Origin of the sequence: Pseudomonas sp. SORT22 (assembly GCF_018417635.1) — a bacterium.
Lineage (GTDB): Bacteria > Pseudomonadota > Gammaproteobacteria > Pseudomonadales > Pseudomonadaceae > Aquipseudomonas.
In genome coordinates this window covers 4,494,125-4,509,228 of record NZ_CP071007.1, presented here as the reverse complement: position 1 = coordinate 4,509,228, position 15,104 = coordinate 4,494,125, and the positions used below count along the sequence as shown (strand labels likewise).

The window sequence follows — 15,104 nt, the reverse complement described above, 5'->3', positions numbered from 1 at the left end:
GAGCCTGCGCATGCGTTACGCGATCATTGCCGTACTGATCTGTGCCAGCCTGCAAAGCACCGTGGCCGCCGAGCTGCAACCGCGGCTGGCCACGCCGGTGCCGGGGGCGCCGGGCACCGCCACGCCAACACCCTATCCGCAGGTGACGCCAAGTACGCCGCCGCGGGCCGGTGATGCGCGACCGGGCTCGCCATTGCTGCCGCCGATGCCGCTGCCCGCTCCACCCAAGGACCAGCCGTTGCCCGGCCTGAATCCGGACAACAGCAAGGGCAAGGGCGACTAGACCTGCTGCGCCAGACGCTGGCCGTCCTGCATGCGCAGGCGCCGCGACAAGGCCACGGCCAGGGCGCGGATGATCTTGGCGGCGATCTTCGGGGCGTCGTTGAGCATCTTTTCCAGCGAGTCCTTGCCCAGGTTGAGCAGTTGGCAGTCGCTGGCGGCAATGCAACTGGCCGAGCGCCGTTCACCGTCGAGCACGGCCATTTCGCCGAAGGCACGGCCCTTGCGCAGGGTGGCGATTTCGACCTGGCGCTGCTCGGCGTCGGTCTTGCGTACCGACACCACGCCGTGGTGGATGATGCACATGAAGGTGCCGGCATCGCCTTCGCGGAAAATTTCTTCACCTTCGCTCATGCTGCTGATGCTGAAATAGCCGGCGGCGGCCTGGAAGTCGACAGGCAGCAACTGGTCGAACAGGCCGCAGTCCATGAGCATGTCGCGGATTTCGTTGTTGAGGTGGGTGGGTTCAGGCATTTGCGTCGTTCTTTTAGTTTTGTGGTGTCTGATAATCGCGGGTCAAGCCCGCTCCTACAGGGGCGGGCGGTGACTCAGACAACAAATTTTCCGATTTACACCACGCCCAGCACGTTAAATACGAACGCATACTCCAGCGCCACATCGCGCAGCCCCTGGTAGCGTCCGCTCATGCCGCCGTGGCCGGCGCCCATTTCGGTCTTGAGCAGCAGCAGGTTGTCGTCGGTCTTGGTCACCCGCAGCCGCGCCACCCACTTGGCCGCTTCCCAGTACTGCACGCGGCTGTCGTTGTAACCGGCGATCACCAGCAGGGCAGGGTAGGCCTGGGCGCGGACGTTTTCATAGGGTGCGTAGGCCTTGATCCGCTCGTACACCTCGGGTTCTTCGGGGTTGCCCCACTCGTCGTATTCGGTGACGGTCAGCGGCAGTTCCGGGTCGAGCATGGTATTGAGCACGTCGACGAACGGCACTTCGGCAATCGCCGCCTTGAACAGCTCCGGGCGCTGGTTGAGTACTGCGCCGATCAGCAGGCCACCGGCGCTGCCGCCGCTGATCGCCAGTTGCCCGGCGCAGGTAACGCCCTGGGCGATCAGGTGTTCGGCGCAGGCAATGAAGTCGCCGAAGGTGTTGTGCTTGTGCTCCTGCTTGCCGGCGCGGTACCAGGCTTCACCCAGCTCGCCGCCACCACGCACGTGGGCGATGGCAAAGGCCACGCCGCGTTCGAGCAGGCTCAGGCGGGCGTGGGAGAACCACGGGTCGAGGCTTTCGCCATAGGCGCCATAACCGTACAGGTACAGCGGCACCGGCTTGCCGACGTCGGCGCGGCGCTGCACCAGGCTGATCGGTACCTGGGTGCCGTCGGCGGCAGTGGCCCACAGGCGCTGGCTGACGTAGGCATCCGGGTCGAACGGGCCGAGCACCGGGGTTTGCTTGAGCACTTGCTGGGCGCCGCTGGCCAGCTCCAGTTGGCGTACCTGGGCCGGGCGGTTGAGCGACTGGTAACGCAGGCGGATGCGCGGGCTGACGAACTCCAGGCTGTCCTGCACGTACAAGCTGTAGGCAGCGTCTGGCAGCTCGACGCGGTAGGCCGGCAGGCCTTGTGGGCGCACCTCGATGATCGGCAGGCCGCCTTCGCGCAGGCTCAGGGTCAGGGCGCTGGCGTTGAGGGTCAGGCCTTCGAGCATCACCGTGTCGCGGTGGGCCACCAGCAGTTGCCATTGCTCGCGGCTCGGCACGCTATCGGCTTGGGCCTGGTACAGGGCGAAGTTGATGCCGTCCTGGTTGCTGCGGATGAACCAGCGCCACTGGCCTTCGAGCTGGCCGTGGTCAGGGTAGTACTCGTGGCCCTCGACCCGCGGCGCCAGGCAGGTGAAGGCCTGCTCGGGATGTTCGGCGTCGAGCACCCAGGCTTCGCTGGTGGTCTTGCTGTTGAGCAGCAGGATCAGCTGGCGCTCGGAGCTGGCGCGGTAGCAGTGCAGAAAGAAACGACCGTCGGTTTCTTCATACACGGGTGCAACGCTGCCGCTGCCCAGGCGATGGCGCAACAGCTTGTGCGGGCGATGGGTGTCGTCCAGCTCGGCGAAGAACAGCGTCTGGTTGTCGTTGGCCCAGGTCATGCTGCCGTCGCAGTCCTCGAACGGCAGTTGCTCGATGGCGCCGCTGGCCAGTTCCTTGACGAACAGGGTGTAGATTTCGTCGCCCGTGGTGTCCAGGCTGTAGGCCAGGCGCTGGTGGTCGGGGCTGATGCTGAAGGCACCGAGGGACAGAAAGCCGCCCTGGGCCAGTTCATTGGGGTCGAGCAGCAGCTCTTCGCGGCTTTCATCGACCGTATTGGAGTCGTCGGCCGGGCGCGGGCAGCGGTAGTGGCGGGCGTATTCGTCACCGGCGGTGGTGCGCGTGTAGTACAGGTACGGGCCCCAGGGCGAGGGCAGCGACAGGTCGGTCTCGAGGATGCGCGCCTTGATCTCTTCGAACAGTTGCTCGCGCAGCGGCGCCTGAGCGGCCAGCTGCGCCTCTTGATAGGCGTTCTCGGCGTTCAGGTACGCCAGCACCTCGGGGGTGTCGCGCTGCTGCAGCCAGGCATAGGGGTCGGCACCTTCGGCCTTGCGGGCAATCGGGGCACGGGGAGCGGTGGCGTCTGCGGACATGCGGGGTTCTCTTGGCTGGGGGGCGCCTGCGCGCGGAAAAGTGTTTATCATAAGCGTCTATTTGCCTAGCTTGCCACGGACACCATGACCGAGAACGACTATCTGCTCGCCTGGGGCCTCTACGCCCTTGCCGCCTTGGGATGCCTGCTGGTGGGCTTTCGCCTGACCTCATGGATGTGGCGCTGGTTGCGCGAACCGCTGCGGGTGCTGATGGCGGTGCTGCTGCTGACCCCGACCATTGTCGACCCGGTGAAAGAAAAGTTCGCCCCGGCCATCGCCATTGCCGCTCTCGACACCCTGTTCAAGGTCGGCAACAACGCCCTGCGCGCCGCAGCCGACCTGGCCATGTACGGCATGATTGCCTTTGCCCTGTATGCGCTGTTCGTGCTCATCCGCTGGCCGCTCGAGCGCCGTGCCAGGGCCCGCCGCGAGCAGGCGCAAGCCGCCGCGCAACGTGAAGCGGACGAGCCTGTGAGCGATGAGCCGTTCGCCGCCGAGCGCAGCGACCGCTACCGTAACCCGCCACCTGCAGCGCCGCTGGGCGGCAGTGGCGCGCGGGTCGAGCCGCGCCTGTAGCCTTTGCCCGGAGCAGCCAAGCATGTGTGAATTACTGGGCATGAGCGCCAATGTGCCGACCGACATCGTTTTCAGCTTCACCGGGCTGATGCAGCGCGGCGGGCGCACCGGCCCGCACCGTGACGGCTGGGGCATCGCCTTCTACGAAGGCCGTGGCCTGCGCCTGTTCCAGGACCCGGCGGCGAGCTGCGAGTCGGAAGTCGCCAACCTGGTGCAGCGCTACCCGATCAAGAGCGAGGTGGTGATCGGCCACATTCGCCAGGCCAACGTCGGCAAGGTCTGCCTGTCCAACACCCATCCGTTCGTGCGCGAGCTGTGGGGGCGCAACTGGTGCTTTGCGCACAACGGCCAGCTCGGCGAGTTCAAGGGCCAGGCGACCTTCTATCGGCCGGTTGGCGACACCGACAGCGAAGCGGCGTTTTGCGACCTGCTCAACCGCGTGCGCGAAGCCTTCCCCGAACCGGTCGAGGTCGAGCAATTGCTGCCGGTGCTGGTCGAGGCCTGCGCCGAATACCGTGGCAAGGGCGTGTTCAACTGCCTGTTCAGCGATGGCGACTGGCTGTTCTGCTTCTGTTCGACCAAGCTGGTGCACATCACCCGCCGAGCGCCGTTTGGCCCGGCACGGCTGAAGGACGTCGACATGATCGTCGACTTCCAGGCCGAAACCACCCCTAACGATGTGGTCACGGTGATCGCCACCGAGGCCCTCACCGAGAACGAAACCTGGCACCGCTACGCACCTGGCCAGTGGGCCCTGTGGCGCCGTGGCGAATGCATCGCCGAAGGCCAGGCCAGCTAAGGATCAGCCCCATGTTCAGAAGTTACCTGCGCTTGCTGTTGTTTACCTGCGGTTTGCTGGTCGGGCTGCAGGTGCCGGGCTATATCGTCGATTACAGCCAGCGGGTCGAGGCGCACCTGCTTGAATCGCGCGAAGGCCTCAAGGGTTTTGAAGACACCGCCAAGCGCTTCTTCAACGGCGACCTGCAGGCCTTGGTGCGCCATTACCGCAGCAGCGACGACCCGGTGTTCACCAGCGATGCCAACAGCATCGAGAGCCTGTTGATCCGCAATCGCCAGTTCGAGCAGGAATGGCAGATCGTGCAGGGCCCGTGGCTGGCGAAAACCTGGCATGTGCTGGTTACCGCCAACCCGCAACTGCGCGAAGAAACCCTCAACGCTTACCGCTACCAGATCCTCCTCAACCCCGAGGCCCTGGCCTGGGGCCTGAGCTGCGCGCTGCTGCTGGCGCTGGTGGTCGAAAGCCTGCTGCTGTTGCTCGGCTGGGTGGCCCTCGGCGGGCGGCGCAAGGCGGTGCAGGAGAGCTGGCGCTAAACCAGCACGATGCGCTGCGGCCCGGCATCGCGGGCGTAGCGCTCCAGCACGTTGCGGCACAGTTGCACCACCTCGTCGACCAGCTCGACGCCGGTCTGCCAGGCCACCACCAGCTCCAGGCTCGGTGGCTGCCGGGCCAGCGGCAGCAGGATCAGCTCGCCACGGGCCAGTTCCTCGCTGACCAGCGCCGGTGGCAGGGCGCCAATACCAAAACCATCACGCAACAGCCGGGTGATCGCCGCCACCGAGTTCACGCAGTTCAGCCGTGGCGCGCCGACCCCTTCGACCTGCAGCAGGCTGAGCACTTCCTGGTGCGGGCGGGAATTTTTCGAAAAGGTCACGATGCGCTCGCGGGCCAGGTCCGCCAGCGAGGCGTAGTCGCGGTTGTAGATTGACTGGCTGGCGACGATCCAGCCCATGGGGTAGCGCGCCAGGTCCAGGCTGCGGATGCTTTCCTGGCGCAACAGGTCGGTTTGCAGGATTACATCGAGAAAGCCTTTTTGCAGTTGTTCGCGCAAGTTAAGCGCCGTATCGGCGATCAACTCGATTTCCACCTGCGGGTAGCGCTCCATCAACTCCGCCACCAGCGGGCTCATCCAGGTGTGGATTACCGTGTCCATCACGCCGATGCGAATGCGCCCGACCTTGGCCCGGTCGCTGTCCAGCGATTGCTTGAGGGCCTTGGCGGTGTCGAGCATCTGTTCGGCGTACTCGAGCACCTTGCTGCCTTCCGGGGTCAGGCTCACGCCGCGTGAGTCGCGCAGCAGCAACCTGACCCCGAGATCGGCCTCAAGCGCGGCGATGCGGCTGGAGATCGAGGCCTGGGTGGTGAAGAGTTTTTCGGCGGTCAGGCGAAAACTCTTGAGGCGGGCGACCCAGACGAAGGTTTCGAGGAATTTGAGGTTCATGGCGCGCTCACTGATCAAGTTTTTCTTATGCCAGACAGCTGGTTTTTCTCGTTGGACGACAACCTGCGGGCGTCGAAAAATGATCCTCAAGCCGCGACACATGTTGTCGTCGTTAAAACAATACCAACAAGCTGAGGCAACCATGAACCCATCGGGCGTGCAGCAACAGGTCAAAGCCAGGTCAGTGGCGGGGCCATTCGACTGGTACCGCAACATCAACAAGCAGGAACGCCGGACCTTCTGGAGCTGCAAGATCGGCTACGGCCTCGATGGCATGGACACGCAGATGCTCAGCTTCGTCATCCCCACCCTGATCGCCCTGTGGGGCATCAGCACCGCCGAAGCCGGGTTGATTCACACCAGCACCCTGATCGCCTCGGCCTTGGGCGGCTGGATCGCCGGTATCCTTTCCGACCGCATCGGCCGCGTGCGCACCCTGCAATTGACGGTGCTGTGGTTCGCCTTCTTCACCTTTCTTTGCGGCTTTGCCCAGAACTACGAACAGTTGTTGATCGCCCGCACCCTGATGGGCTTCGGCTTTGGTGGCGAATGGACCGCCGGCGCCGTGCTGATCGGCGAAGTGATCCGCGCCCAGGACCGTGGCAAGGCAGTGGGCATGGTGCAGTCCGGCTGGGCCATCGGCTGGGGCCTGACGGCGATCCTGTATGCCGTGCTGTTTTCGCTGTTGCCGCCGGAAGATGCCTGGCGCGCACTGTTTTTGCTGGGTATTGTGCCAGCGGTGTTCGTGATTTTCGTTCGCCGCCTGGTCAAGGACCCGGAGATCTACCAGCAGGCCAAGGCCGCGGAAAAGACCGCAGCGCCGTCGCATTTTTATGAAATCTTCGCCCCGGGCATGCTCTTCACCACGATCCGCGCCTCGCTGCTGACCACCGGCGCCCTGGGCGGCTACTACGCCATCACCTCGTGGCTGCCGACCTTCCTCAAGAACGAGCGCGGCTTGAGCGTACTGGGTACCGGCGGCTACCTGGCGATGGTGATCTTCGGCTCCTACATCGGCTATGTGATCAGCGCCTACCTCACCGACCTGCTGGGCCGGAAAAAGAACTTCATCCTCTTCGCCGTCGGTTCGTTCATCATTGTCCTGCTCTACACCCAGATGCCGGTCAGCGACGGCGTCATGCTCTGGCTGGGCTTCCCCCTGGGCTTCTTCGCCTCGGGGATCTTCAGCGGCATGGGCGCGTTTCTCACCGAACTCTTCCCCACCCGCATCCGCGGCTCGGGCCAGGGCTTTTGCTACAACATCGGCCGCGCGCTGGCGGCGTTCTTCCCGCTGCTGATCGGCTTGCTGAGCCAGAAGATTCCCCTGGGCCTGGGCATCGGCGGATTTGCCGCAGTGTCCTACGGAGTGGTAATTCTGGCAGCCTTGAGCCTGCCGGAAACCCGCGGCAAACAATTAGAAGCCCATTAAGGCCGAGCCTGAAGGAGTGTCACACGTGAGCCGCCTGTTATTGAATTGCGATATGGGTGAAAGTTTTGGCAGCTGGACCATGGGCCTGGATGCCCAGGTCATGCCTTATGTTGATTGCGCCAACATTGCCTGCGGTTTTCATGCCGGCGACCCCGGGATCATGCGCAAGACCGTGGCCCTGGCCGTGGCCAGCCAGGTGCGCATCGGCGCCCATCCGGCCTACCCGGACCTGGCCGGCTTCGGCCGCCGCTCCATGGCCTGTAGCGCCGAAGAGATTCGCGACCTGCTGCATTACCAGATCGGCGCCCTGGACGGCATTTGCCGTACCCAGGGTACCCGGGTTGCCTACGTCAAACCCCACGGCGCGCTGTACAACGACATGATGGCCGAACCGCTCAAGCTGCGTGCCGTGCTCGAAGCCGTGGCCGCCTATGACCGGCAGTTGCCGCTGATGCTGATGGCCACCGCCGACAACAGCGCGGCCCAGGCCTTGGGCGATGAGTACGGTGTAACCCTGTGGTTCGAAGCCTTTGCCGACCGCGCCTACGACGCCGGCGGCCACTTGCTGTCGCGGCGCTTGCCGGGGGCGGTGCACCATGATCCGGCGATGATTGTCGAGCAGGCCCTGCGCCTGGCTCGCGGCGAGGCGCTGAGCGCCAGCGATGGCAGCGCGTTGCTGCTGCAGGCCGATACCCTGTGCGTGCATGGCGACAACGACAGCTCGATCGCCGCCGTGCGGCAGATTCGCCAGGCCCTCGATGCCCAGGCGGTGCCATGAACTACCGTATTGAAGTAGTGGCCATCGATAGCCTGATGGTGCGCCTGTTCGACCAGATCGATGAAGGCAACATGCCCTGGCTGCTTGCCGCCAGCCAGCGCCTGCGCAGCGCCTTTGCCGGGCGCCTGGTCGACCTGGTGCCGTCCTATACCACGCTGATGGTGCAGTTCGACCTGCTCCAGTTGTCGCCGGCCGAGGCCCAGGCCTGTATTCGGCAAGCGCTCACCGACTTGCAGCCGGACCCTGGCAGCGCAGGCCGCCAGCACGAGATTCCGGTGTGGTATGACCCAAGTGTCGGCCCGGAGCTGCAACTGCTGGCCGAGCGTTGCAACACATCGGTGGCCGACATCATTCGCCGCCACAGCGAGCGTGAGTACCAGGTGTTCGCCCTGGGCTTTGCCCCCGGCTTCGCCTTCATGGGCCTGGTCGAACAAGCCCTGGCCGCGCCGCGCCTGGCCACCCCGCGCAAACGCGTGGCGGCCGGCAGCGTGGGCATTGCCGAGCGCCAGACCGCCGCTTATCCAGCGGTTTCTCCCGGCGGCTGGAACCTGATCGGGCGCACCCCGAGCAAGCTTTTTGACCGTCAACGCGAGGGCTACAGCCTGTTGCAGCCGGGTGACCGGGTGCGCTTCGTGGCGGTTGAGCGCGCCACCTTCATCAACCTGGGCGGCGACGATACCCCGCTGGAGGCACAGGCATGAGCCGCTTGTCGATCGAGGCCAGCACGCCGCTGTGCCTGCTGCAGGATGCCGGGCGCTTTGGTGTGCGCCACCTGGGCGTGACCCAGGGCGGGGCGCTGGACTGGGTGTCGATGCGCTGGGCCAACTGGCTGCTGGGCAACGCGCCCGAGGCCGCGGTGGTCGAGGTCACCCTCGGTGGTTTCAGCCTGATTGCCGAGCAGGACTGTTGCCTGGCCCTGGCCGGCGCCGACCTCGACGCACGCCTCGATGGCCAGCCGCTCAAGCCCTGGCGCAGCTTCAGCATGGGCAAGGGCCAGCGCTTGCGCCTGAATGCGCCGCTGCATGGCGCCCGTGCCTACATCGCCGCGCCGGGCGGCTTCAAGGCGCCGCAGGTACTGGGCAGTTGTGCCAGCGTGGTACGTGAAGCGCTCGGCGGGCTGGATGGTTTGGGCTCGCCGCTGGCCAAGGGGCAAGCGCTGGAATACGCCGGTGTGGCAGCGGCGCTCAAAGAAGTGCCGGAGGCGTTATGGCCGGACTTTACCGACAGGTTGCCGCTTGATCTGTTGCTCGGCGCGCAGATCGGCGATTTTAGCGGCACAAGCCTGTTTGAAGCGTTCAACCGCGACTGGACCCTCGACAGCCGCGCTGATCGCATGGGCATGCGCTTGCTCGGGCCGGTGTTGCACTACCAGGGGCCGGCGATGATTTCCGAGGGGATTGCGTTGGGCGCGGTGCAGGTGCCGCCGGATGGCCAGCCGATCGTGCTGCTCAATGATCGTCAGACCATTGGTGGTTATCCACGCTTGGGCGCGTTGACGCCGTTGGCCCTGGCGAGGATGGCGCAGATGCTGCCGGGGAGGGTGGTGCGCTTTCGGCCGGTGGTGCAGGAGATGGCGTGGCTTGAGCAGCGGGCGTTTCTTGAAAGGTTTGTTGGCTGAGCGGGCCTCATCGCGGGTCAAGCCCGCTCCTACAGGGGGTAGGAGCGGGCTTGACCCGCGATGCTCTACTTGGACAAAAACCGCATGCCTTCTTCCAGCCCGCGCAAAGTCAGCGGGAACATCCGGTCTTCGACCAGCTCGCGCACGATGTTGGTCGAGGCGGTGTAGCCCCAGGTGTCCTTCGGGTAGGGGTTGATCCAGATGAGCTTCTTGTACTTCTCCATGAAGCGCTGCATCCACACGTAGCCGGCTTCCTCGTTCCAGTGCTCGACGCTGCCACCGGGCTGGGTGATCTCGTAGGGCGCCATGGCCGCGTCACCGACGAACACCACCTTGTAGTCGGCGCCGTACTTGTGCAGCAAATCCAGGGTCGAGGTGCGCTCGGAGGTACGGCGCAGGTTGTTCTTCCACACCGACTCGTAGACGAAGTTGTGGAAGTAGTAGTACTCCAGGTGCTTGAACTCGGTCTTGCAGGCCGAGAACAGTTCTTCGCAGATCTTCACGTGGGCGTCCATCGAGCCGCCGATGTCGAACAGCAGCAGCAACTTGACGCTGTTGCGCCGCTCCGGGCGCATCTGGATGTTGAGCAGGCCGGCATCGCGGGCGGTGTGGTCGATGGTGCCGTCGATGTCCAGCTCTTCGGCCGCGCCCTGGCGGGCGAACTTGCGCAGCCGGCGCAGGGCCAGCTTGATGTTGCGCGTGCCCAGTTCGACCTGGTCGTCGAGGTTCTTGTACTCGCGCTGGTCCCAGACCTTGACCGCCTTGCCCTGGCGCTTGCCGGCATCGCCGACGCGGATGCCCTCGGGGTTGAAACCGCCCGAGCCGAACGGGCTGGTGCCGCCGGTGCCGATCCACTTGTTGCCGCCGGCATGGCGTTCCTTTTGCTCTTCGAGGCGCTTCTTGAACTCTTCGATGAGCTTGTCGAGGCCGCCCAGGGACTGGATCTGCGCGCGTTCCTCGTCGCTCAGCGAGCGTTCGAACTCCTTGCGCAGCCAGTCTTCGGGAATCAAGGCTTCCAGGTGCTGGTTGAGGTTCTCAAGGCCCTTGAAATAGGCCGAGAACGCCCGGTCGAACTTGTCGAAATGACGCTCGTCCTTGACCAGGATGGCCCGCGACAAGTAGTAGAACTCGTCCATGTCGGCAAAGGTCACGCGCTGCTTGAGGGCATTGAGCAAATCAAGCAGCTCGCGCACCGACACCGGCACCTTGGCCGCGCGCATTTCATTGAACAGATTGAGCAGCATGGCTATTGCTCCCGGCTCAGCGGTTACCGCGACGGCTCATGAAGGCCAGGCGTTCGAGCAACTGCACGTCCTGTTCGTTCTTGACCAGGGCCCCGGCCAGCGGCGGGATGGCCTTGGTCGGATCACGTTCGCGCAGCACCGCTTCGCCGATGTTGTCGGCCATCAGCAGCTTGAGCCAGTCGACCAGCTCGGAGGTCGACGGTTTTTTCTTCAGGCCCGGCACTTTGCGCACGTCGAAGAACACGTCCAGCGCTTCGCTGACCAGGTCCTTCTTGATGTTCGGGTAGTGCACATCGACGATCTGCTGCAGGGTGCTGCGGTCAGGGAAGGCAATGTAGTGGAAGAAGCAGCGGCGCAAGAAGGCGTCGGGCAGTTCCTTTTCGTTGTTCGAGGTAATGATGATGATCGGGCGCTGCTTGGCCTTGATCGTCTCGTCGGTCTCGTAAACGTAGAACTCCATTTTGTCGAGTTCCTGCAACAGGTCGTTGGGGAACTCGATGTCGGCCTTGTCGATTTCGTCGATCAGCAGAATGACCCGCTCTTCGGACTCGAAGGCCTCCCAGAGCTTGCCCTTCTTCAGGTAGTTGCGCACGTCGTGGACCTTGTCGACGCCCAGTTGCGAGTCACGCAGGCGGCTGACCGCGTCGTACTCGTAGAGGCCCTGGTGGGCCTTGGTGGTCGACTTGATGTGCCAGGTGATCAGCTTGGCGCCAAAGGATTCGGCCAGCTGTTCGGCGAGCATGGTCTTGCCGGTGCCCGGCTCGCCCTTGACCAGCAGCGGTCGCTCCAGGGTGATCGCCGCGTTGACCGCCAGTTTCAGGTCGTCTGTAGCGACATAAGCGCTGGTGCCTTCGAACTTCATGAACCGATCCTCTAACGTAGCGCCGGGGGTACTTGGCCCCTGGCGGAAAAATTGTCATGCACGACTATAACGCGGGCTCCGGGCGAGTGGGAACGCAGACGGCCCATTCAGTCTCTGAATGGACCGTCACTCGGTGACTCAGTCAGCCTTGGGCGGCGTTTGCTCATAACGGGCGTTGAAGGCCTGGACAAAGCCGTTGCGCAATATCTGCAAAAACGCCTCGAAGGCACTGATATCGCTTTTATGCACGCTGCCGCTGAGTTCCACGCGGGTGGCGAACTGGTTCTTGCCCTGGTTCTTCAGCACGGTTTCGCTGCCGCCGACCAGCGCTTCCCAGATCGAGCGGAAAAAGCCCTTGTCCTGGTTCTGAACGTCCTGCTGCCAGTTGAACACATCGACATCACGCAGCAGCGGTTTGATGTAGCCGGTGAGCCGGCCGTTTTGCGCTTGCGCCTCGATCACCAGGTCGCCGTGGCCGGCATTGAAGTCGAACTTGCCATAGGCGCTGGCGAAGTCATTGAGCCGGCGCAGCTCGATGCCGGTGGCGCGCAGGCGGAACTTGAAGTCGTCGAAGTCGCTGAACGGGTCGAAGGTGGCGCTGCTTTCGACACTGGCATCGCCCAGCAGCCGGGCCTTGGCGTCGAACGTGGCATCGCGGCGGCCCTTGCGGTCCTCGACGTTGGTCAGGTTGCGGATGCTGGCATCGAGTTGGGTGGCCTTGAGGTTGACCGGCGGCCTGGAGTTGAAGTTGCGAAAACTCAAGGTGCCGTCTTCGATGCGCACTTCGTTGAGGGTGATCGGCAGCAGTTTTTCCAGCTGCTGGCGCCAGTCGGTGCCCTGGCCGGTCTGTGAACTCTGCTTGCTGGCGCCGTCGACGAAGTTCAACTGTGGCTTGAGGAAGGTTACCTCGGCGACCACCGCCTGGTCGTGCCACAGCGAATGCCAGCTGACCGAGAGGTCGATCAATGGCGCTTCAAGCAGGGGCACCGGCACCTTGCCACTGGTCTTGACGATGTTCAGGCCGTTGATCTTGTAGGCGCCGCGCCACAACGCCAGGTCGACATCGGTGACCTGGCCGCGGTAGTCGCCCATGTCGGCCAGCTTGTCGTTGAGGTAGTTGCGCACCAGCAGCGGCAGGGTCAAGTGCAAGGCCAATAGTAACAATGTGATACCCAGCAGCCCCCACAAGGGCCAGCGATAGCGGCGTTTCATCGGCGGCGGTTCCCGGCAAGGTAGTGATCGGTTGACCCCTGTCAGCCTCAGGGGTTCGCCGGTTGTGGACGCACTGGCGCTGCAGGCTTACCCTTGAAGTTTTCCGCCCGGTGCATAAAAGGACCCCCGCCATGAGCCGTATCTTTGCTGACAACGCGCATTCCATCGGCAATACGCCGCTGGTGCAGATCAACCGCATCGCCCCCCGCGGCGTCACCGTGCTGGCCAAGATCGAGGGGCGCAACCCCGGTTATTCGGTCAAGTGCCGGATCGGCGCGAACATGATCTGGGACGCCGAAAGCAGCGGCAAACTCAAGCCGGGCATGACCATCGTCGAGCCGACCTCGGGCAACACCGGCATCGGCCTGGCCTTTGTCGCTGCCGCCCGTGGCTACAAGTTGCTGCTGACCATGCCGGCGTCGATGAGCATCGAACGGCGCAAGGTGCTCAAGGCCCTGGGCGCCGAGCTTGTGCTCACCGAGCCTGCCAAGGGCATGAAAGGCGCGATCGAAAAGGCCAGCGAAATTGTCGCCAGCGACCCGTCGGCGTACTTTTTGCCCGGCCAGTTCGAGAACCCGGCCAACCCGGCGATCCATGAAAAGACCACCGGCCCGGAGATCTGGAACGACACCGATGGCGCGGTCGATGTGCTGGTGGCGGGCGTCGGCACCGGCGGCACCATTACCGGGGTGTCGCGCTACATCAAGCAGACCCAGGGCAAGGCCATTCTGTCGGTGGCGGTCGAGCCGCTCGGCTCGCCGGTGATCACCCAGGCCCGTGCCGGTGAAGAGATCAAGCCCAGCCCGCACAAGATCCAGGGCATTGGCGCCGGTTTCGTGCCGAAGAACCTTGACCTGTCGATGGTCGACCAGGTCGAGCTGGTCAGCGACGAGGAGTCCAAGGCCATGGCCCTGCGCCTGATGCAGGAGGAGGGCATCCTCTGCGGGATTTCCTCCGGGGCGGCCATGGCCGCAGCGGTGCGCCTGGCGGAAAAACCGGAAATGCAGGGCAAGACCATCGTCGTGATCCTGCCGGACTCGGGCGAGCGCTACCTGTCGAGCATGCTGTTTGCCGACCTGTTCACCGAGCAGGAAAACCAGCAGTAAGTCGCCGCGGCGCTGATCCCGGGCAATAACCGGCGCCGCTGTTTGTTGCACAATCCTTAACACTGAATCCCGGCCCTGCAGGTTTTCAGCAGGGCTGGATCGGTTAATATGTTCGATTAATCCGGCAGCGATGGCCTGATCGAAATTCCAAGGAGTGTTGCATGACCTTTTCCTTTGTCGCCAAGGCAGGTGTACTGCTGCTGTTCTTCGGCAGCACACTGTATGTGCACCTGCGCGGCAAGGCGCGTTTGCCAATGTTGCGCCAGTTCGTCAACCATTCGGCGCTGTTCGCCCCTTATAACGCCCTGATGTACCTGTTTTCCGGTGTGCCGTCCAAGCCGTACCTGGACCGCAGCCGTTTCCCCGAGCTCGATGTGCTCAAAGACAATTGGGAAGTGATCCGCGAAGAGGCCATGCACCTGTTCGACGAGGGTTACATCCGCGCCGCCGAGAAAGACAATGACGCCGGCTTCGGTTCGTTCTTCAAGAAGGGCTGGAAGCGTTTTTACCTGAAGTGGTACGACAAGCCGCTGCCTTCGGCCGAGACGCTGTGCCCGAAGACCGTCGCGCTGGTCAACAGCATTCCCAACGTCAAGGGCGCGATGTTCGCCCTGCTGCCCGGTGGCAGCCACCTGAACCCGCACCGCGACCCGTTCGCCGGTTCCCTGCGCTATCACCTGGGCCTGTCGACGCCCAACTCCGACGACTGCCGGATCTACGTCGATGGCCAGGTGTACGCCTGGCGCGACGGTGAAGACGTGATGTTCGACGAGACCTACGTGCACTGGGTCAAGAACGAAACCGAGACCACCCGGGTGATCCTCTTCTGCGACGTCGAGCGCCCGCTCAACAGCCCGCTGATGACCCGCATCAACCGCAAGGTCAGTGCCTTCCTCGGCCGCGCCACCGCGCCGCAGAACACCGACGACGAGCGCGTGGGCGGGATCAACCAGGCCTATGCCTGGAGCAAGCGCTTCAGCAATGTCATCAGCAGCCGCGTGAAGCAGTTCAAGCGTGCCAATCCCAAGGCCTACCGGGTGTTGCGTCCGGTGCTGGCGGTGGTGGTTGCCTACTTGCTGTATCGCTGGTTGTTCTGAAACAGCATCGCGGGGCAAGTCGGGTCGTCGCACCGCCGCTCC

General features: G+C 64.0%; 16 protein-coding genes. 10 read left to right on the top strand and 6 right to left on the bottom strand.

The genetic code is table 11. The annotated features are described in order from the left end of the window. The first annotated feature begins 10 nt into the window (after positions 1 to 10). The gene (locus JYG36_RS20615) at positions 11 to 283 is read left to right on the top strand and encodes a hypothetical protein (protein WP_213602137.1); all 273 of its coding nucleotides are present in this window, start codon (positions 11 to 13) and stop codon (positions 281 to 283) included. Here JYG36_RS20615 and JYG36_RS20610 read toward each other — a convergent pair. Together JYG36_RS20610 and JYG36_RS20605 are read right to left on the bottom strand one after the other, a co-directional pair. Then, positions 280 to 753, bottom strand: a complete 474-nt coding sequence (locus JYG36_RS20610) for a cyclic nucleotide-binding domain-containing protein (protein ID WP_045193477.1) — start codon at positions 751 to 753, stop codon at positions 280 to 282. The two genes, JYG36_RS20615 and JYG36_RS20610, sit on opposite strands and share 4 nt — an antisense overlap. A gap of 95 nt (positions 754 to 848) precedes the next feature. Beyond that, positions 849 to 2,900 (bottom strand): S9 family peptidase, encoded by a 2,052-nt coding sequence (locus JYG36_RS20605; protein ID WP_213602135.1) that lies wholly within the window; start codon positions 2,898 to 2,900, stop codon positions 849 to 851. A gap of 84 nt (positions 2,901 to 2,984) precedes the next feature. Between JYG36_RS20605 and JYG36_RS20600 the strand changes: the two genes are divergently transcribed. The 3 genes from JYG36_RS20600 to JYG36_RS20590 are packed head-to-tail and all read left to right on the top strand — an operon-like array spanning position 2,985 to position 4,808. Then, complete coding sequence (locus JYG36_RS20600) at positions 2,985 to 3,476, top strand: MFS transporter (protein WP_213602134.1); 492 nt, start codon at positions 2,985 to 2,987, stop codon at positions 3,474 to 3,476. Between the two features lie 22 nt (positions 3,477 to 3,498). Next, positions 3,499 to 4,275 carry a class II glutamine amidotransferase gene (locus tag JYG36_RS20595; RefSeq protein WP_045193474.1) on the top strand — a complete coding sequence of 259 codons (777 nt, stop codon included), beginning with the start codon at positions 3,499 to 3,501 and terminating at the stop codon, positions 4,273 to 4,275. Positions 4,276 to 4,286: 11 nt separating this feature from the next. Further along, a complete protein-coding gene (locus JYG36_RS20590) occupies positions 4,287 to 4,808 on the top strand; it encodes a DUF2937 family protein (protein ID WP_093386196.1) in 522 nt (173 codons plus the stop codon). On the opposite strand, the gene JYG36_RS20585 is transcribed toward JYG36_RS20590, so the two are convergent. After that, positions 4,805 to 5,716, bottom strand: coding sequence for a LysR family transcriptional regulator (locus JYG36_RS20585; RefSeq protein ID WP_213602133.1), 912 nt, complete (start codon positions 5,714 to 5,716; stop codon positions 4,805 to 4,807). The two genes, JYG36_RS20590 and JYG36_RS20585, sit on opposite strands and share 4 nt — an antisense overlap. Before the next feature lie 142 nt (positions 5,717 to 5,858). Between JYG36_RS20585 and JYG36_RS20580 the strand changes: the two genes are divergently transcribed. Genes JYG36_RS20580 through JYG36_RS20565 form a run of 4 tightly spaced genes read left to right on the top strand, consistent with a single transcriptional unit; the run spans position 5,859 to position 9,541 of the window. Further along, positions 5,859 to 7,145 carry an MFS transporter gene (locus tag JYG36_RS20580; protein WP_045193471.1) on the top strand — a complete coding sequence of 429 codons (1,287 nt, stop codon included), beginning with the start codon at positions 5,859 to 5,861 and terminating at the stop codon, positions 7,143 to 7,145. 52 nt (positions 7,146 to 7,197) lie between these two features. Then, positions 7,198 to 7,923 (top strand): 5-oxoprolinase subunit PxpA, encoded by a 726-nt coding sequence (locus JYG36_RS20575; RefSeq protein ID WP_249744372.1) that lies wholly within the window; start codon positions 7,198 to 7,200, stop codon positions 7,921 to 7,923. Further along, positions 7,920 to 8,624 (top strand): 5-oxoprolinase subunit PxpB, encoded by a 705-nt coding sequence (gene pxpB, locus JYG36_RS20570; protein ID WP_093386187.1) that lies wholly within the window; start codon positions 7,920 to 7,922, stop codon positions 8,622 to 8,624. Before JYG36_RS20575 ends, pxpB begins: the two co-directional genes overlap by 4 nt. Beyond that, positions 8,621 to 9,541 carry a 5-oxoprolinase subunit C family protein gene (locus JYG36_RS20565; protein WP_093386183.1) on the top strand — a complete coding sequence of 307 codons (921 nt, stop codon included), beginning with the start codon at positions 8,621 to 8,623 and terminating at the stop codon, positions 9,539 to 9,541. The genes pxpB and JYG36_RS20565 overlap by 4 nt, the downstream gene beginning before the upstream one ends. A gap of 65 nt (positions 9,542 to 9,606) precedes the next feature. Here JYG36_RS20565 and JYG36_RS20560 read toward each other — a convergent pair whose 3' ends face one another. The 3 genes from JYG36_RS20560 to JYG36_RS20550 form a co-directional block, all read right to left on the bottom strand. Then, positions 9,607 to 10,785, bottom strand: a complete 1,179-nt coding sequence (locus tag JYG36_RS20560; protein ID WP_045193466.1) for a vWA domain-containing protein — start codon at positions 10,783 to 10,785, stop codon at positions 9,607 to 9,609. A 16-nt stretch (positions 10,786 to 10,801) separates the two neighbouring features. Beyond that, complete coding sequence (locus JYG36_RS20555) at positions 10,802 to 11,647, bottom strand: AAA family ATPase (protein ID WP_093386178.1); 846 nt, start codon at positions 11,645 to 11,647, stop codon at positions 10,802 to 10,804. Positions 11,648 to 11,785: 138 nt separating this feature from the next. After that, a complete protein-coding gene (locus JYG36_RS20550; RefSeq protein ID WP_213602132.1) occupies positions 11,786 to 12,859 on the bottom strand; it encodes a DUF748 domain-containing protein in 1,074 nt (357 codons plus the stop codon). Positions 12,860 to 12,990: 131 nt separating this feature from the next. On the opposite strand from JYG36_RS20550, the gene cysK reads away from it, so the two are divergent. Beyond that, complete coding sequence (gene cysK, locus JYG36_RS20545) at positions 12,991 to 13,965, top strand: cysteine synthase A (RefSeq protein ID WP_045193464.1); 975 nt, start codon at positions 12,991 to 12,993, stop codon at positions 13,963 to 13,965. A gap of 161 nt (positions 13,966 to 14,126) precedes the next feature. Continuing rightward, positions 14,127 to 15,062: an aspartyl/asparaginyl beta-hydroxylase domain-containing protein gene (locus JYG36_RS20540; protein ID WP_093386168.1), complete on the top strand. Its 936-nt coding sequence runs from the start codon at positions 14,127 to 14,129 to the stop codon at positions 15,060 to 15,062. Positions 15,063 to 15,104 lie beyond the last annotated feature (42 nt).